Source organism: Citromicrobium bathyomarinum, from assembly GCF_021021475.1.
Taxonomy (GTDB): Bacteria; Pseudomonadota; Alphaproteobacteria; order Sphingomonadales; family Sphingomonadaceae; genus Alteriqipengyuania; species Alteriqipengyuania bathyomarina.
The window spans coordinates 273323-290972 of the sequence record NZ_JAINWL010000004.1; the positions used below are offsets into that span (position 1 = coordinate 273323).

Consider the following 17650-nt stretch of genomic DNA (forward strand, 5'->3'; position numbering starts at 1 on the left):
TGTCTCCCCTTGCTGGGCGATCTCTATTGCGCTGGCCTGGCCCCGTCCAGTACGCCGGGGCCATGGAAAAACCCGCGATCCTGTTCGTCTGCCTTGGCAATATCTGCCGCTCCCCGCTCGCCGAAGCGGCGTTTCGAGACGCTGCGGAGAAGGCCGGGCTGGAGGCGGAGGCCGACAGCGCAGGCACGGCGGACTACCACGTCGGCAGCCCGCCCGATCCGCGCAGCGTCGAGGAAGCCTCGAAGCACGGGATCGACATTTCGGGCTATTCCGGACGGCAACTGGTGGTCGAGGATTTCGATCGCTTCACGCATATCTTCGCGATGGATCACCAGAACCTGCGCAATATCGAGGCGCTGCGGCCCGAGGGAACGCGTGCGCATGTCTCGCTGCTGATGGACCTGGTGCCGGGCCGCGAGGGCGCGGCGATTGCGGACCCTTACCATGACGGCGAGGAGCAGTTCGAATATACGTGGGAGGATGTCGACGCGGCGGCGAAGGCGCTGGTGAAGCGGCTGTGCCGATGACCAAGATACTCCTCCCCCTTGAGGGGGAGGTTGGGTGGGGGTGCACTCTGCCCGATGGCTTGGAGCCCCCACCCCCAACCCCTCCCCGTGGGGAGGGGAGTGTTTGTCACCCACCCCGAAGCGTGCGCACGCCCATGTCGCGCTCCATCAGGTAGAGCAGCACCCGCGCTGCCTCGCCGCGCTCGCCTTCCAGCCCGGCATCGCGGTCCATCAGCAGTTTCGCGTCGGCGGTGGCAGGGTCGAGGAAGCGCTGCATCTGGTCGAGCGTCGCGATCCGGAACGGCGTATCGCCCGATTGCCGCGTGCCGAGCAGTTCGCCCCCGCCGCGCAGTTCCAAATCTTCCTCGGCAATGCGGAACCCGTCCTGCGTCTCGCGCATCAGGGCGAGGCGGCGCTGGCCGGTCTCCGACAGCTGGTTGCCGCGCAGCAGCAGGCAGGTCGACTTCTCGCTCCCCCGCCCCACGCGCCCGCGCAGCTGGTGCAGCTGGGCGAGGCCGAAGCTTTCCGCCTGCTCGATCACAATCAGCGTAGAGGCGGGCACGTCCACGCCGACTTCGATCACCGTGGTCGCGACCAGCAGTTTCGCCTGTCCGCTGGCGAAGCGCGCCATTGCGGCGTCCTTCACCTCGGGGTCGAGCTGGCCGTGGACCATCACCACGGCATCGTCGAACCGCGCCTTGAGCGCTGCGTAGCGCTGCTCGGCGGCGGCTTTCTCCATGCCCTCTTCGTCGCGGACCATCGGGCACACCCAATAGGCCTGCTGGCCGCTCGCGAGATGCCGCCCGACCGCTTCGACCACTTCGGGCAGGCGGTCCATCCCGACCACGCGCGTGTCGATCGCCTGCCTGCCGGGCGGCAATTCATCGAGCCGGCTGACCTCCATCTCGCCGTAGTTCGCCAGCGTCAGCGTGCGCGGGATCGGGGTCGCGGTCATCGACAAGGTGTGCGGCGGGCGCTTGCCCTTGCCCGCCATCTGCAGGCGTTGCGAGACGCCGAAGCGGTGCTGCTCGTCGACCACCACCAGCCCGAGGTCGCGGTACTGCACCGCCTCTTGGAAGATCGCGTGCGTGCCGACGACGATCTGGATGCTGCCGTCCATCAGCCCCATCAGGATGCTTTCGCGCGCCCGCCCCTTGTCGCGGCCCGTCAGCAGCGCGACTTCGACCCCGGTGGGCCGCGCCATCGCCTTCAGAGTCTCGAAATGCTGGCGCGCGAGGATCTCGGTCGGCGCCAGCAGCGCCGCCTGCGCGCCCGCCTCCACCGCGACCAGCATCGCGTGCAGCGCCACCACCGTCTTGCCCGCGCCGACATCGCCCTGCAGCAGCCGCAGCATCGGCGCGTCCTGCGCGAGGTCGCCCTCGATCTCGCGTATCGAGCGTTCCTGCGCGCCGGTCAGCGGGAACGGCAATTGCAGCTTGTCGCGCAAATGCCCGTCGCCCGCCAGCGCCCGCCCCCGCTTGCGGCGGTTATCCGCCTTCACCAGCTGCAAGGCCAGCGCGTTGGCGAGCAGCTCGTCATAGGCGAGCCGGTCCTTCGCGGTCTCGTCGTCGCGCGCATGGACGCTGCGCAGCGCTTCGCCCCAGGCGGGCCATTTCTGCTGTGCGAGCATGCCGGGCTCGATCCATTCGGGCAGGTCGGGCAGCTTCTCCAGCGCCTGCGCCGCAAGGCTCGCCATGCGCGGCTGGGTCAGCCCTTCGGCGAGGCTGTAGACCGGCTCGCGCATCTGGCCGAGGCCTGCATCGTCCAGCTTCATCACATGGTCGGGATGGACCATCTGGAGCATGTCGCCATACCGCTCCAGCTTGCCCGCCACGCGGCGCTTCTCCCCGACGGGCAGCTGCTTCTTGGCCGTGTAGGAAGCGCGCCCGAAGAAGGTAAGCGCTAGGACATTGCCCGCGCTGTCGGTCGCCAGCACGCGATAGGGCGCGCGGCGCGAGGCACCGGAGCGATGCTCGGTCACGGTCAGCGCGATGATGATCTGCTCCCCCTCGCCCGCCTCGTCGAGCGTTTCGACCGGGCGGCGGGTCACGAAGCGGTCGGGCCAGTGATAGGCGACGTCGCGCACGCGCGTGCAGCGCAGCTTTTCCAGCGGCTTCTTCAGCTTGGGCCCGACACCATCGAGCGTGTCGACCTCGGCAAACAGGGGATTGAGGATTTCGGGCCGCATGGCCGATCCCTACCCCACCTCAAATCTGGTCGTCACCCCCGCGTAGGCGGGGGTCCAGATAAGCTGTCGATATCGCGAGCCACCGGCGTCATCTGGATCCCTGCCTGCGCAGGGATGACGAAGGGAGAGATAATGGCTAGAGCCTCCCCATGACCTCCCCCAGCTTCGAATCCCGCCTCGCCCGTGCCAAGTTCCGCGCCTGGCACCGTGGCACGCGTGAAGCCGATTACATGATCGGCGGCTATTTCGACCGCTACCACGCCGAATGGAGCGAGGAAGACCTCGTCTGGTTTGAAACCCTGCTCGATTACGACGATGTCGAGATCATGGCCTGGGCGCTCAAGACGCAGCCGATCCCGCCAGAAATGCAGGGGGAGCGGATCGCGATCATGCAGAAGCTCGATTACGTCGATATTCCCCGCTAGGATTTGGCCCATGCGGGCTGGTGCATTGCGCCACCGCCCGCTAGTCCCACCCCGAACCCCGGCCCCCCTCCTCTTTGCGAGCAGGGGGCTATTTTCGTTTGCGCGGAACACGCACAGCACGGATCGACTTACGCCATAATGCCCGACCTCTCCCGCATCCTCTCCGCCAAACAACCGCTCACCTTCGCCAATCTTGCGCGGGGGAGCCAGCCACTGGTGATGGCCGATCTCGCCCGCGCGGCCGACAAGCGCGCAGTGTTCGTCGCGCCGGACGACAGCGCGATGCGCGCGGTCGCGGATGCGGCGCGCTATTTTGCGCCCGAACTCAGCGTGATCGAGTTCCCCGCGTGGGACTGCCTGCCCTACGACCGCGCATCTCCTGCCCTCTCGATCAGCACCCAGCGGCTCGCCGCGCTGCATCGCCTGCAGGCGGAGAAAGGCGCGCCGCAGCTGCTGGTGACCACCGCCAATGCCGTGGTCCAGCGCATGCTCACCCCGTTCCGCATCCGCGAGGCGGTGCGCGAGCTGAAGCCGGGCGTGCATATCGGGCACGAGAGCCTGACCCAGCTGCTGCAGAAGCAGGGTTATAGCCGCACGGACACCGTGATCGACGCGGGCGAATTCGCGGTGCGCGGGTCGATCTTCGACATCTTCCCCTCCGGCCTCGAACAGGGGCTGCGGCTCGATTTCTTCGGTGACGAGCTGGAGAGCTTGCGCCTGTTCGACCCGAACACGCAGCGCACCACCGGCACGCTCGACAGCTTCCTTCTGCTGCCCGCGTCCGAAGTTTTGCTCGAAGACGCGACGATCAAGCGTTTCCGCGCAGGCTATCGCGAGCGGTTTGGCGCGAACGCCACGCAGGACCCGCTTTACGAAGCGGTCAGCGAAGGGCGGCGGCAGGCCGGGATGGAGCACTGGCTGCCTCTGTTCGAGGAGAAGCTGGCGACCCTGTTCGACCATCTGGGCGGCAGCGATCCGGTGGTGATCGATGTCGGCGCGCTGGCCGCCTTCGAGGAGCGGCTGGGCGACATCGCCGAATACCGCCGCACCCGCACCGAAACCGCGGGCCAGAAGGCGGGCAGCTATCGCCCGCTCGACCCGCAGGCGCTCTATCTCACCGAAGACGAGATCGGCACCACGCTCGAGGCACGCCCGGTCCACCGCGCGACCGGGTTCGACGAGCCCGAGAGCGACAGCGTGATCGACTTCGGCTTCCGCTCTGCCCGCGACTTCGCGCCCGAACGTGCGCGCGGCGACAATGTGTACGAGGCAGCGGCCGAGCACTTCAAGAAGCTCGCCAAGGCAGGCAAGCGCCCGCTGCTGGCCGCCTATTCCAAGGGCAGCCGCCAGCGCATCGCCTCGATCCTGGGCGAAGCGGGCACCGAGCTGGCGCTGGCCGAAAGCTGGCAGGAAGCGCTGGGCAAATCCGCGCCCAGGAATGGTGGGGGCAAGCCCACGGCGATGATCCTCCCGCTCGACAGCGGCTTCGCGAGCGAGGATATCGAGCTGGTGACCGAGCAGGATCTGCTCGGCGACAGGCTGGTCCGCCGCCGCAAGAAGCGGCGCGATTCGGATGCCTTCCTCAGCGAGCTACAGGCGCTGTCGCGCGGCGATCTGGTGGTCCACACCGAACACGGCATCGGCAAATATCTCGGCCTCGAACCGGTCACCGTGGGCAAGTCCAAGCACGACTGCGTGATGTTGCAGTACAAGGGTGGCGACAAGCTCTACATCCCGGTCGAAAACCTCGAAGTCCTCTCCCGCTATGGCAGCAGCGAGGATGCGGTCATGCTCGACCGGCTGGGCGGCGAGGCATGGCAGAAACGCCGCGCCCAGCTGCGCGAACGCATCCGCGAGATCGCCAGCGAGCTGATGCGCACCGCCGCGCAGCGCGCGCTGAAAAAGGCCCCCGTGCTGGAGGCGGATCACGCCAGCTACAACCAGTTCGTCGACCGCTTCCCGTGGGAAGAGACCGAGGATCAGGAACGCGCGATCGCTGATGTTCTGGGCGATCTGGAAAGTGGCAAGCCGATGGACCGGCTGGTCTGCGGCGATGTCGGCTTCGGCAAGACCGAGGTCGCGCTGCGCGCCGCCTTCGTCGCGGCGATGGGCGGCCAGCAGGTCGCAGTCGTCGCCCCGACCACGCTGCTCGCGCGCCAGCACTTCCAGCATTTCTCCGAACGCTTCGCGGGCTTCCCGCTAAAGATCGGGCGGCTCAGCCGGCTCGTCTCGGCCAAGGAAAGTAGCGAGACGCGCGATGCGCTGGCCGACGGCACGATGGATATCGTGGTCGGCACCCACGCGATCCTCAGCAAGTCGACCAAGTTCAAAGACCTTGGCCTCGTGATCGTCGACGAGGAACAGCGTTTCGGGGTAACCCACAAGGAAAAGCTGAAGCAGCTGCGCGCGGACGTGCACATGCTCACGCTCACCGCCACGCCGATTCCGCGCACGCTGCAGATGGCGATGACCGGCCTGCGCGAACTTTCCACCATCCAGACCCCTCCGGTGGACCGCCTTGCGGTGCGCACCTACGTGATCGAGTGGGACGACATGGTGATCCGCGAGGCGCTGCTGCGCGAACACCATCGCGGCGGCCAGAGCTTCATCGTGGTGCCGCGCATTTCGGACATGGACCCGCTGCTCGACTGGCTGCACGAGCACGTGCCCGAAGTGAAGGTGGTGCCCGCGCACGGCCAGATGAGCGCGTCCGAGGTCGAAGACCGGATGAGCGCATTCTACGAGAAGAAATACGACGTGCTGCTGTCGACCACGATCGTCGAGAGCGGGCTCGACATCTCCAGCGCCAACACGATCATCATCCACCGCGCCGACCGCTTCGGCCTTGCCCAGCTCTACCAGCTGCGCGGGCGCGTGGGCCGCGCGAAGCTGCGCGCCTATGCCTACCTGACCACGCCTGCGGACGAGGCGCTGTCCGAAGTCGCGGAGAAGCGGCTCAAGGTGCTGAGCGATCTCGATTCGCTGGGCGCGGGCTTCCAGCTCGCCAGCCACGATCTCGACATTCGCGGCGCGGGCAACCTGCTGGGCGACGAACAGTCGGGCCATATCCGCGAGGTCGGCTTCGAGCTCTACCAGTCGATGCTGGAGGACGCGATCCTCGCCGCCAAGGCGGGCGAGATGGGGCTGGAGAAGCCCGCCGAAGATTTCAGCCCGCAGATCACGGTCGACGCGCCGATCATGATCCCCGAGGACTATGTGCCCGACCTCGCCGTGCGCATGGCGCTCTATCGCCGCCTCAACCAGGCGAGCGACAAGGCCGAGATCGAAGGGCTGGCGGCCGAGATGATCGACCGCTTCGGCGAGCTTCCGTCCGCGACGCAGAACCTCGTCCGCCTGATCGAGATCAAGCATCAGGCGATCGAGGCGAATATCGCCAAGATCGATGTCGGCGCGCGCGGCACGCTGGTCACCTTCCACAAGGACGATTTCCCCGATCCGGTGGGCCTGCTCGCCTATGTCGACAAGCGGGCCGAGGCGGTGAAGCTGCGCCCGGACATGAAACTGGTCGTCAACCGCGCCTGGGGCGATCCGCAAAGCCGCCTCAACGGCCTGTTCCAGCTGACCAAGGGCCTGAGCGCGATCGCCAAACGCGCCGCGAAGAAAGAGAAGACGCCAGCCTAGGCTTGCCCGCTCGCCAGCGCGAGGAAGTCCTCGTGCGGCAGCGGGCGCGCGCGCAGGAAGCCCTGGTACGCGCTGCACCCTTCCTCCAGCGCAATCCTGCGCTGCGTTTCGTCCTCGACCCCCTCGGCGATCACCGCCAGCTCCAGCGCGCGGGCCATGGCGATCACCGCACGCAGCACCGCGCGGTCGCGCGCGCTTTCTGCCACCCCATCGAGCATGATCCGGTCGAGCTTGATGAAATCGAGCGGCAGGTATTTGAGGTATCCGAAATTGCAGAACCCCGCGCCGAAATCGTCGAGCGCGATCCGCATCCCCGCATTGCGCAAGCGGCCGAGCGAGCGCGCCGCAAGGTCCAGATCGCCCAGCAGCGCCTGTTCGGTGATCTCCAGCGTCAGCCGCGCCGGGTCGACGCCCCGCTCCTCCACCATCCGCAACAGGTCATCGGGAAAGCGCACCACCGCCAGATCGGCAGCGGTGATGTTGATCGAGCACTTGAGCCCCTCCGGCCAGCCACGCACCGCATCCAGCGCGGCCTCGATCACCTTGCGGGTCAGCTGCGTGGTCAGGTCGGCGCGCGCGGCGATCCGCAGCAGCGCCTCTCCGCCGATATCGCCCAGCAGCGGCTGATCCCACCGCACCAGCGCCTCCGCCCCGATCAGCGCATCGTCGGCGAGCGCGAATTGCGGCTGGAAGCGCAGCGAGATCGCCCCGCGCTCCAGCGACCGCCGCAGCTCTGCCTCGATCTGGCCGACATCGAACCCGGCGGGCGCCAGATCGCGGTCGATCCACACGATCCTGCGCCCGGACTCCCCGCGCAGCGCGATCTGCGCATCACCGAGCCGGGCAAGCACCGTAGTCGGATCGTCGCCCGACAGCGCGCGGATCAGCGCGATATGGGGCCACAGCTGCGGCACGCCAAGCGCGCTGCCCGCCATCGGCTGCGCGACCCCGTCGGCCAGCGTCTCGGCCAAAAACTGCCACCGCTCCCGGCTGCACTTGTCGCGCGTGGCGAGCAGGAACTTGCCCCCGTCGATCCGCGCGACCAGCCATGATGCCCGCGCAAACTCGTCCTGCGCGAAATGCGCCATGCGCCGCCCGACCTCGCCCAAGGCATAGTCGCCGGTCTGCGCCCCGTGGGCCAGATTGACGCTATCGAACCGGCCCAGCACCAGCAGCATCGCGTGGACCCGCGCCTCCCCCTCGGCAAGCCACATGCCGAGGATCTCGCGCGCCTCTTCGGTATCGACAAGCCCTGTCGGGCGCTCGCTCGCGGGATGTTCCGTCGGACTCATCGCCGCCTTATCGCAAGGCCCTGCGTTTTGGGGAAGCCTGCAAGCTGCGCTTGTCCCACCAATCGCCAGGTTGCATTGCCAAGCAGACATCGCCTCCATAGGCAGGCGTACGGGTTTGAGAGAGGGTTTTGATGGCCGGCCAACCGACATACGAGCGGCTCGCGCTCGCGATATCGAACTCCGCGCTGGCGCAGGACACCGCCGCCGCGCTGCGCGATGCGCATGACTGGGTGCCGCAGGAAGAGGCGGAGGCGGTGGTCGCGCTGGGCGGCGACGGGTTCATGCTGCAAACCCTGCACAAGATGCTCGACAGCGGACGCATCCTGCCCGTCTATGGCGTCAACCGCGGCACGATGGGCTTCCTGATGAATAAGCACCGGCCCAAGGGCGCGCTGGTGGAGCGAGTCAACCGCAGCCGCCCGGTCGGCATCTCTCCCCTGCGGATGGAAGCGATCAACCAGAACGGCGACACCCGCGTGGAATGCGCGCTCAACGAAGTCTCCCTGCTGCGCGAGACGCGCCAGACGGCGAAGATAGAGATTCTGGTCGACGGCAAGACCCGGATCGAGGAACTGGTGGCCGACGGCGTGCTGGTGGCGACGCCCGCCGGGTCAACGGCCTATAACCTGTCTGCCAACGGGCCGATCCTGCCGCTCGATTCCCAGCTGCTCGCCCTCACCCCGATCAGCGCCTTCCGCCCCCGCCGCTGGCGCGGAGCGATTCTGCCCGACCGCGCGAAGGTGACCTTCCGCATCAACGAGCCGTCCAAACGCCCCGTGGCCGCCGTGGCGGACCAGAAGGAAGTGCGCGACGTGGCCGAGGTTCACGTTGAAATCGCACGCGATTCCGAGCTGACCCTGCTGTTCGACAAGGGCCACGCGCTGGACGACCGGATCGTCGCAGAACAATTCGTCGTATGATTTTGCAGCAGGGGCTTGCGTTAATTTGAGCACCCCCATATAGGCGCGGGCCTGCCGACAAGGCTGCTCCCCGATAGCTCAGCGGTAGAGTAGGTGACTGTTAATCACTTGGTCGTTGGTTCGAATCCAACTCGGGGAGCCATTTTCCACTAAATCGCTGGAAAATTGGCCGCGCGCTGACGCTGACTCACAAGCGCGTCACCGGCTCGACCCTGCGGACTGACGCAGATCAAGCAGATGCCAATCCTCTGGTCAGAGCATCTCATTACTTGCCAGAAAAAATGCCTTGGGGCAGGCTAAGCTTATGGCCCGAAAATATACTTTGCTTATAGATGAAAGCGGGCAGTGGGGACTGCGTAAAATCCGGTCAGAATCGGAGAAGGGAGCTTCACCTTACATGGCGTTTGGTGCTGCCCTCATTCCTAATAGCGAGAGAGCCGAGATTGAAGATAAATTACTTTCTGTGACCTCGCGGATCGGAAAGAGCAATTTGCATTGCTCCAATCTAAGACACTCTCAGATTGTTTACTTCTCTAGGCAAATAATTCAGCATCTATTGCGTTTTTTCGGCGTGATATCTTACAAGCACACACTAAGAGATTACACATCTCATATTGACGGGGACCATAACAAATATTACAATAAGTGCGCTCAATACCTTCTTGAAAGGGTTGGATGGTTTCTTGAATTACGCGGAATTGAGGCCAAAGATGTCGACATCGTCTTTGAGAAAGCCAATTGTGACTATAACATGATGCGGAAGTTTCTCAGACGACTGCAATCGAACCCAAAACACAGCATGACCGCTAAACTTAAGCATATTGATATAGAAGCAATTGAGGCCATAGACAAATCCGAAGAGGCACTCTTTCAAGTGGCCGATCTAGTCGCACATTCTCTTTTCAAATGTGTCGACAAAAATGATGAAAATTTTTATATTCCCGAAACCCGGTATTTGAGTGAACTTGCCCCGCGCTTCTTCGGAGATCCCGAAAGTAATAAGATTTCGGGTGCAGGGCTTTATTGTGTCCACACACCCGATCAAATCGAGCTCGATGCCGACGTGAAGGCAGTCATCACCGGTTTAGAAGCGTCGCCTAAGTAGGCGCTGTTACAGGATCTCGGGTTACGCCAACTATCCTAAACAGACTCTCCCACCCGCTCGATCCTCGGCCATCTCGATCTGCGCAAGGCCATAAGCCACCTGCATCCGCAGCAGGGTATCCGCCTTGATGCCGAACGCGTCCTCGAACCGCATGGCCATGTCGCGGGAAAAAGCCGCCTTGCCGTTCAGCAGTTAATGCGTCGGTGTCAGGCGTCAGTTCCCGGTGATAGTCATCGCGTATTTGCGACCATTTTCCTACTCCGCCCCCGCCCGCTAAACCCCGCGCACGATGGCGCGTGCGCACCTCTCCCCTGCCCGTCCAGCAAGGCCTCTCAACAGGCATTCCGCGCGGAGGGAGTTTTCCATCCCCTGGACTGTGTGTCAGGGCTCGGCCCGCCAAACGCCTCGGACGGGGCAAATGCACGCTTCAGCCGCCCGCGAGCAGCCTTACGCCCACGAACAGCGTCAGTGCCGCGGTCAGCCAGCGGATCAGTTGGGGCTTGAACAGGCGCACCGCGAACAGGCTGCCGATCTGGCCGCCGATCACCACCGCGATCATCAGCGGCAGGCCGGTGCTCGCCGCTGCGCCCAGCATGTCCGCGCCGTTCTTGGTCAGCTGGCCGACGAGGCCGAACAGCGAATTGACGAGGATGAACAGGCTGGCGGTCGCCGCGATTGCGCGCGGGCCGTTCCAGCGGACCAGATGGAGCAGCGGGGCGAGGAAGATGCCGCCGCCGATCCCAACCAGCCCGGCAAGATAGCCCAGCGGTGCGGCGGCGAGCAGCATGGCGCGGGTTCCGTAGCGCGGGGCAGGCTCCCCGTTCGGTGCGGCCCGCTCACTGGTCTGGGGGACCAGCAGCAGCGCTCCGGCAAGGCACAGGCTCGCACCCAGCAGCGCCATGAAGGCCTGTTCCCTGATCGGGGTCAGCCCGCCCAGCAAGGCGGCGGGCGCGGCGATGGCGGTGAGGCCCAGCGCCCCGCGCCATGGTGTGATCCCAGCGCGCGCGAACCTCAGCGTGCCGCCGCTGACGACCACCAGGTTGCACAGCAGGGAGACCACCGGCAGCAGCCGGTAGTCCATCCCCGACAGGGCCAGCAAAGCACTATACGTCGATCCACCGCCGAAGCCGACCGACGCATAGAGCAGTGCGGTTACGCAGAAGGCGGCGAGGAGGGCGGCGAGGCCGATCCCGCGGCTCCCGCAACAGCCTTGGCCGCGCCGTGGCAGTGCTTGTACTTGTTACCTGAACCGCACGGGCACGGGGCGTTGCGGCTGATATCCTGCCCCGCCCACGGATTCTCGGCCGTATTGCCCGGCCCGGCATTGGCGCGGGTCGAGCCGGCGAGCGAGCCGAACATCGCGGCGCGGCTTTCCGAACCGTCGCCGTCATTGGTGTCGTCCAGCCCGGTCAGCGGGTCGATATGCCCGGTCAGGAAATCGGGCAGGTCGGGCAGCGCACGCTGGGGCGGCGCGATCCGCAGCTCGTTCTTGAGCAGGATGCCGGTCACGTCCTCGCGCAGCGATTCGAGCATCTTCTCGAACAGGCCGAAGGCTTCCTGCTTGTACTCGTTGATCGGCGTCTTCTGCGCGTATGCCCGCAGGAACACGACCTGGCGCAGCGCGTCGAGCGTGGCGAGGTGTTCCTTCCAGTGGAAATCGAGCCGTTCGAGCAGGATGCTCTTCTCGACCCGGCGCCACAGCTGCGGATCGTTCTGCTCGATCTTGCGCTCCATCAGCTCGTCGGTCTCGGCGCGCAGGCGTTCTTCGAACAGTTCGGGTTCGACCGCGTCCTCTTCAAGCCAGTCGTCGATCGGCGGCGTCAGGCCGAGCACTTCCTCGACCCGCGCCTTCAGGCCTGCGATATCCCACTGTTCGGGGTACGATCCCGGCGGGCAGGCTTCGGACACGATCGCGGAGATCGTGTCGTGCCGCATGTCGAGAACAACATCGTCGACCGTCTCGGAATCCATGATTTCCGCGCGCTGTTCGTAGATCACCTTGCGCTGGTCGTTCATCACGTCATCGTATTCGACGACCTGCTTGCGGGTGTCGTAGTTGCGCGCCTCGACCTTCTTCTGTGCGGTCTCGATGGCCTTGGAGAGCCACTTGGACCCGATCGCCTCGCCATCCTTGAGGTTGGAGTTCATCATGCGGGAGAACAGCGTGTCCGGCCCGAAGATGCGCAGGAGGTCGTCTTCCAGGCACAGGTAGAAGCGCGACAGGCCCGGGTCGCCCTGACGGCCCGAGCGGCCACGCAGCTGGTTGTCGATCCGGCGGCTTTCGTGGCGTTCGGTGCCGAGCACGAACAGGCCACCGGCCTCCAGCACCTTGGCCTTGTCTGCTGCGACCTGCGCCTTGATCTTCTCGATCGCCCGGTCGCGCTCCGGCCCTTCGGGCATCTCGCCGACTTCGTCTTCGATCAGGAAGTCGAGGTTGCCGCCCAGCTGGATGTCGGTTCCGCGGCCGGCCATGTTGGTCGCGATGGTGACCGCGCCCGGGCGGCCCGCCTGCGCGACGATATGCGCCTCACGCTCATGCTGGCGGGCGTTCAGAACCTCGTGCTTGACGCCTTCCTTGTCGAGGAACTGGCTGAGCAGTTCGGACTTCTCGATGCTGACCGTGCCGACCAGCACCGGCTGGCCGATGTCCGACTTCTCCTTGATCGCCTTGGCGATGGCCTGGAACTTGTCGAGCGTGTTCTTGTAGAACTCGTCGTCCTCGTCGATCCGCTGGACCGGAACATTCGTGGGGATCTCGACCACGTTCATCTTGTAGATGTCCCAGAATTCCGCCGCTTCGGTCGCCGCGGTCCCGGTCATGCCGGAAAGCTTGGGATACATGCGGAAGAAGTTCTGGAAGGTGATCGAGGCCATCGTCTGGTTCTCGGGCTCGATCTTGACGCCTTCCTTGGCCTCGACCGCCTGGTGCAACCCGTTCGACCAGCGCCGGCCATCCATCATGCGGCCGGTGAATTCATCGATGATGACGACCTTGTCGTCCTTCACGATGTAGTGATCGTCCAGCTTGAACATGAGGTTGGCGCGCAGGCCTTCGTTCATGTGGTGGACGACCTGCGTGTTCTCGACATCGTAGAGATTGTCGGTTTCGAGCAGGCCCGACGCGACAAGGCGCTGTTCGATCTCTTCCGCGCCTTCCTCGGTCAGGGAGACGGTGCGGCTCTTCTCGTCGGTGTCGTAGAAGCCCACGCCTTCGCTGGAGCTGTCGGGGATCGCGTTGTGATCGGCGACGAAGTTCTTAATCACCTGGTCGATCGTCACGTAGAGATCGGTCTTGTCCTCGGTCGGGCCGGAGATGATCAGCGGGGTGCGCGCTTCGTCGATCAGGATCGAGTCGACTTCGTCGATGATCGCGTGGTTGAACGGGCGCTGCACCATCTGGCTACGCTCGTGCTTCATGTTGTCGCGCAGGTAGTCGAAGCCAAATTCGTTGTTCGTGCCGTAGGTAATGTCGGCCTCATAGGCCTCGCGCCGCTCGATCTCGCTGAGATTGGGCACGATCACGCCGACCGACAGGCCGAGCCAGCGATAGAGCTGGCCCATCCACTCGGCATCGCGGCGGGCGAGGTAGTCGTTGACGGTGACGACGTGGACGCCCTTGCCTTCCAGCGCGTTGAGATAGGTCCCCAGCGTGGCGACCAGCGTCTTGCCCTCACCCGTGCGCATCTCGGCGATCTCGCCGCGGTGGAGCACGATGCCGCCGATCATCTGCACGTCGAAGTGACGCATCCCGAACACGCGTACCGAGGCTTCGCGCACGGTGGCGAAGGCTTCGGGCAGCAGGTCGTCGAGCTTGGCCCCAGCATCCAGCTGGTCGCGCAGCTTGCCGGTCTGCGCGCGCAAGTCGTCATCAGAGAGCGCCTGCATATCGGGCTCGAGCGCGTTGATCTGCGCGACGATCTTGTGAAGCGATTTGACGTAGCGATCGTTGGAAGAGCCGAAGACGGACTTCATCACGGACTGGAACATGGGAATACGGGCCTTGCGATAATGGAATTATGCTGTGCAGCGCCCTGACACTGCGAGTGCCGGGCGGTCCTGCGAACGCGAAACGAAATGTGTGGGGTGGCGCGCTATTCCAGCGCGCGATCGGGGCCGAGCTGTACGGTCGGCAGGAAGATCACGGGGTCGCGCGGACGGCAGACCCGTTCCAGCGCCAGCCGCCAATCGCGCACGCGAATCGTCGTGCGGCACTCGCAACGGGCATCTTCCTTGTCGCTGTCGCAGACCTCGGCGGCCGCACCGGCCACAGAGCTTTCCGCGAACATCGCGCTTGCAGGCGTACCGACGGCGACGAGGCCGGTCAGAAAGGCAAGGCAGGTGAGAAGGAGCCGAAGCATGCGGTCAGACATAGTCAAACGCGGGAGAAAGTCCAAGGTACAAACCTCAATGACCTATTCGTTCTCGATCTCTTCGATCGTCGTCACAATCCGGAGTGTTCGCGGATCACTGGAGCCGTCGGGAAAAGGCGCAAAAGAAAACCGCTCGCAGAGGGTATTCATAAGGCCTTCGGGCATGTCCCCATCCACAGCGCCCCCAAACGTCTCCCATGTGCAATCCATCACCGTGCCGTCGGGCCTGATCGTCATGACGATTTCCGTCCTGCCCGGCTCCGGTAGCAGCGCATTCGCGCCCATCCGGAAAGGGATCGGCGGCAGGGCGTAGGTTTTGCTAGGCACTTCCCCGGCCGCCGGGATTTCCCAAGCCACTGTGGCCTCATAGGTGCCCTCGGCAGGTTCCCCCTTGCTGTTGCGAGCGGGATTGAACTGCGCCCTCTCGCGGACCAATTGGCAGGTCAGTTGCTTGAGACTATCGGATGCTGTGCCCCCGGTAATCTCGCAGCCCGTAACCAACCCCTCGGACGAAATGGTGAGTTTGAAGCTGACCCTCCCCTCATCGCCGTTACTTATGGCAGCAGCAGGATAGTCCCTATGAGTAATCCATGCCGCTGGATTGCTCGGCTGTGGCCCGACCTGGGCCACCCCCGGTGTTGCCACTCCAAACAGCGCCGCAGCGCAGATCATCCGCCAGTCCAGCATCGTGCCCCCTTCTCTCGATGTGGCACTCCTACCGCGTCGATCTAGGGGACGAAAGCCGCTTGCCTCGCCCGGAGAGCAAACCTAACCCGCGATCACTATGGACCTCGCCCGCTCCCCGCTCGCCCTGCCCTTCCCCGCGATTCCGCCCATCGACGGCGTGACGCTGCGCATCGCCCGTGCTCGCTACAAGGAATGGGACCGGTGCGACCTGACTTTCGCCGAGCTGGCAGAGGGCACGAGCGTCGCGGGCGTGTTCACGAAGAACGTGTGCTGTTCGAGCGAGGTCGAGCTGGGGCGCGAGCAGATCAAGGGTGGCAGCGCGCGCGCGCTGATCGTCAACGCGGGCAATTCCAACGCCTTCACCGGCTATCGCGGGCGCGAGGCGGTGGAGCAGATCATGGGCCAGGTGGCGGACCACCTCGGCTGCACAACCGGCGAAGTATTCGTCTCCTCCACCGGCGTGATCGGCGTGCCGCTGCCCAAGGACAAGGCGCGCGCGGGCGTGGAGGCGGTGCTGGATGCCGAGCCGTGCGGTTGGGAGGATGCGACCAACACCATCAGCACGACCGACACCTTCGCCAAGGGCGCGCATGCCAGCGCGATGATCGGCGATACGCGGGTCGAGATCGCTGGAATCGTCAAGGGCAGCGGGATGATCGCACCCGACATGGCGACCATGCTCGGCTACATCTTCACCGACGCGGCGGTCTCGCCTGCCTTCCTGCAGGAATGCCTCTCCGCCGCGAACCGGCAGACATTCTCCTGCATCACCGTCGATTCCGACACCTCGACCAGCGACACCGTGCTCGCCTTCGCGACCGGCAAGGCTGGCCATGCGCAGCTGACCTCTTTTGACGATCCCGGCGCGGATGCCTTCATGGCCGCGCTGCACGACGTCTGCCGCGAGCTGGCACATTTGGTCGTGCGTGACGGCGAAGGCGCGCAAAAGTTCATCGCGGTGCATGTCAGCGGCGCTGTGTCGGATGAGAGCGCGCGGACCATCGGCCTCGCCATCGCGAACTCGCCGCTGGTCAAGACCGCGATCGCAGGCGGCGATGCCAACTGGGGCCGCGTGGTCATGGCGGTGGGCAAGGCGGGCGAGCCTGCCAATCGCGACACGCTCTCGATCGGCTTCGGCGGGCACTGGGCCGCGCGCGAGGGGCAGCCGGTTGAGGATTACGACGAAGCGCCCGTCGCCGCGCATCTCGCAGGGCAGGAAATCGATATCGAGGTGGACCTTGGCCTCGGCGAAGGGCGCGCCAGTGTGTGGACCTGTGACCTGACGCACGGATACATCGACATCAACGCGGATTATCGCTCCTGAGGAGAAACTCATGAGCGTACTCGACCGCGAAATTCTGGCCCTGATGCGCGATGTGGCGGAGCGGATCATCATGCCGCGCCACCAGGCGCTCAAGGCGACCGAAATCATCGAGAAGGCGGACGACGACCTCGTCACCATCGCCGACCGCGAGGCGGAGGTCGCGCTTGCCGAGGGGCTGGCGAAACTGCACCCCGAAGCGGCCATCGTCGGCGAGGAGTCGGTCCACGCCGACCCGTCGGTGATGGATCGCCTCTCCGGCACCTGCTGGATCATCGACCCGATCGACGGGACCAGCAATTTCGCCAGCGGGACGGGACCTTTCGGGATCATGGTCGCGCTGGCCGAAGAAGGCTTTGCGCAAGGCGGCTGGATCTACGACCCGCAGCGCGACCGCTTCTGCGCGGCGCATCGCGGCCAGGGCGCGATGATCGACGGAGAGACGGTGACAGCGCGCGCGAGCGGCGCAAACCCGCCGCGCCTCGCCGCGATGAAGAAATTCATGACGCCCGAGCAGCGCCGCCGGTTCGAGCTGGAAATCGCGCCCAACTACACGCTGGTCCACGCGCCGGGTGCGGCGTGCGAGCAATATCCGCTGACCGTTCTCGGCGAACACGACGTCGCGATCTACGAGCGCACGTTGCCGTGGGACCACGCGGCGGGATCGCTGTTCCTGAATGAAGCGGGCGGCGCATGCCTGCGGCTCGACGGGACACCCTACCGGGTCGACGATGGTCGCAGGGGGATGGTCGGCGCGGCGAGCCGCGACTTGTTCGACCAGCTGGTCGTCCGGCTGTCGGCGGCAGGCTACCAGCCAGCCGCCTGAGCACACATCAGAGCTGCTCTTCGAGCCACGCCTTGAGCTGGCTCTTGGGCCGCGCGCCGGTCAGTTCGGCGGCGCGTTCGCCATTCTTGTACAGCACCAGATAGGGGATGCCCTGTACGCCCAGCTTGCCGGGGGTGTCGGTGTTTTCCATGATGTCCATCTTGGCGATGGTCACCTGGTCGGCCAGTTCGTCGCTGATTTCTTCCAGCGCGGGCGCGATCATCTTGCATGGGCCGCACCACTCGGCCCAGAAATCGACCAGCACGGGCTTGTCGCTCTGCAGGACGTCGGACTGGAAGCTGGCATCGGTGACGGTTTTGGTGGCCATGGGGGATGTCTCCTGTTTCTTGGCCCGATATCTAGGGATG

At 65.0% G+C, this 17650-nt stretch carries 15 protein-coding genes and 1 tRNA gene; 8 read left to right on the top strand and 8 right to left on the bottom strand.

What is annotated here, in order from left to right; genetic code table 11:
• The first annotated feature begins 62 nt into the window (after positions 1-62).
• Positions 63-527: a low molecular weight protein-tyrosine-phosphatase gene (locus tag K7H93_RS15540; RefSeq protein ID WP_230784379.1), complete on the top strand. Its 465-nt coding sequence runs from the start codon at positions 63-65 to the stop codon at positions 525-527.
• A 106-nt stretch (positions 528-633) separates the two neighbouring features.
• Here K7H93_RS15540 and recG read toward each other — a convergent pair whose 3' ends face one another.
• A complete protein-coding gene (recG, locus tag K7H93_RS15545) occupies positions 634-2694 on the bottom strand; it encodes an ATP-dependent DNA helicase RecG (RefSeq protein WP_230784380.1) in 2061 nt (686 codons plus the stop codon).
• A 149-nt stretch (positions 2695-2843) separates the two neighbouring features.
• Between recG and K7H93_RS15550 the strand changes: the two genes are divergently transcribed.
• Positions 2844-3119, top strand: coding sequence for an FAD assembly factor SdhE (locus tag K7H93_RS15550; RefSeq protein WP_054524216.1), 276 nt, complete (start codon positions 2844-2846; stop codon positions 3117-3119).
• A gap of 138 nt (positions 3120-3257) precedes the next feature.
• Positions 3258-6761, top strand: a complete 3504-nt coding sequence (mfd, locus tag K7H93_RS15555; RefSeq protein WP_230784381.1) for a transcription-repair coupling factor — start codon at positions 3258-3260, stop codon at positions 6759-6761.
• On the opposite strand, the gene K7H93_RS15560 is transcribed toward mfd, so the two are convergent.
• Positions 6758-8053 (bottom strand): bifunctional diguanylate cyclase/phosphodiesterase, encoded by a 1296-nt coding sequence (locus K7H93_RS15560; RefSeq protein ID WP_230784382.1) that lies wholly within the window; start codon positions 8051-8053, stop codon positions 6758-6760. The two genes, mfd and K7H93_RS15560, sit on opposite strands and share 4 nt — an antisense overlap.
• A gap of 131 nt (positions 8054-8184) precedes the next feature.
• On the opposite strand from K7H93_RS15560, the gene K7H93_RS15565 reads away from it, so the two are divergent.
• From K7H93_RS15565 to K7H93_RS15575, 3 genes are all read left to right on the top strand, one after another.
• Positions 8185-8973 (top strand): NAD kinase, encoded by a 789-nt coding sequence (locus K7H93_RS15565; protein WP_010237699.1) that lies wholly within the window; start codon positions 8185-8187, stop codon positions 8971-8973.
• 67 nt (positions 8974-9040) lie between these two features.
• Positions 9041-9115 (top strand) — tRNA-Asn (locus tag K7H93_RS15570).
• A gap of 162 nt (positions 9116-9277) precedes the next feature.
• A complete protein-coding gene (locus K7H93_RS15575) occupies positions 9278-10078 on the top strand; it encodes a DUF3800 domain-containing protein (protein ID WP_230784383.1) in 801 nt (266 codons plus the stop codon).
• Between the two features lie 30 nt (positions 10079-10108).
• Here K7H93_RS15575 and K7H93_RS16020 read toward each other — a convergent pair whose 3' ends face one another.
• The 5 genes from K7H93_RS16020 to K7H93_RS15595 form a co-directional block, all read right to left on the bottom strand.
• Complete coding sequence (locus K7H93_RS16020; protein ID WP_269060312.1) at positions 10109-10237, bottom strand: helix-turn-helix domain-containing protein; 129 nt, start codon at positions 10235-10237, stop codon at positions 10109-10111.
• A gap of 268 nt (positions 10238-10505) precedes the next feature.
• Positions 10506-11267: a sulfite exporter TauE/SafE family protein gene (locus K7H93_RS15580; RefSeq protein WP_230784424.1), complete on the bottom strand. Its 762-nt coding sequence runs from the start codon at positions 11265-11267 to the stop codon at positions 10506-10508.
• Positions 11231-14065 carry a preprotein translocase subunit SecA gene (gene secA / locus K7H93_RS15585; RefSeq protein ID WP_230784384.1) on the bottom strand — a complete coding sequence of 945 codons (2835 nt, stop codon included), beginning with the start codon at positions 14063-14065 and terminating at the stop codon, positions 11231-11233. The genes K7H93_RS15580 and secA overlap by 37 nt, the downstream gene beginning before the upstream one ends.
• 104 nt (positions 14066-14169) lie before the next feature.
• Positions 14170-14436, bottom strand: coding sequence for a hypothetical protein (locus tag K7H93_RS15590; protein ID WP_054524209.1), 267 nt, complete (start codon positions 14434-14436; stop codon positions 14170-14172).
• A 54-nt stretch (positions 14437-14490) separates the two neighbouring features.
• The gene (locus K7H93_RS15595; RefSeq protein ID WP_230784385.1) at positions 14491-15135 is read right to left on the bottom strand and encodes a TonB family protein; all 645 of its coding nucleotides are present in this window, start codon (positions 15133-15135) and stop codon (positions 14491-14493) included.
• Positions 15136-15232: 97 nt separating this feature from the next.
• On the opposite strand from K7H93_RS15595, the gene argJ reads away from it, so the two are divergent.
• Positions 15233-16459, top strand: coding sequence for a bifunctional glutamate N-acetyltransferase/amino-acid acetyltransferase ArgJ (gene argJ / locus K7H93_RS15600; RefSeq protein WP_230784386.1), 1227 nt, complete (start codon positions 15233-15235; stop codon positions 16457-16459).
• Between the two features lie 10 nt (positions 16460-16469).
• On the top strand, positions 16470-17282 hold the full coding sequence (locus tag K7H93_RS15605) for an inositol monophosphatase family protein (RefSeq protein ID WP_230784387.1): 813 nt from the start codon (positions 16470-16472) through the stop codon (positions 17280-17282).
• A 7-nt stretch (positions 17283-17289) separates the two neighbouring features.
• Here the strand turns inward: K7H93_RS15605 and trxA are convergent, their stop codons facing one another.
• A complete protein-coding gene (trxA, locus tag K7H93_RS15610) occupies positions 17290-17610 on the bottom strand; it encodes a thioredoxin (RefSeq protein ID WP_010237681.1) in 321 nt (106 codons plus the stop codon).
• Positions 17611-17650 lie beyond the last annotated feature (40 nt).